This window comes from Crenobacter sp. CS_VA4 (genome assembly GCF_055597485.1).
The window spans coordinates 1-256 of sequence record NZ_JBVMAE010000151.1; the positions used below are offsets into that span (position 1 = coordinate 1).

Here is a 256-nt window from a genome sequence, read left to right on the forward strand (position 1 = left end):
CTCGGTTCGCCACCTTGCGGTGTGCTCGGCGCTGTCGCCCGATGAAGTGCAGGCGCTGGAACAGGTCACCGTTTCGCAGCAGGTCAGCATGGGCAGCACGCTGGCCCGCACGGGTGAAGAACGCGACCATGTCTATACATTGACTGCCTGCGCACTGCGCCTGGTACGCACCCTGGCCGACGGCCGCCGCCAGATCAACGGCTTCGTGCTGCCCGGCGACTACCTGGGCCTGAGCGGCAGCGACCATCACCGCTAC

The 256-nt window shown here is 66.8% G+C and carries 1 protein-coding gene; it reads left to right on the forward strand.

The genetic code is table 11. From position 1 onward, the window contains the following. Positions 1-256: cyclic nucleotide-binding domain-containing protein (locus tag ACZ2IA_RS23105; RefSeq protein WP_470294919.1), on the forward strand; the 256-nt coding region annotated here is incomplete at both ends.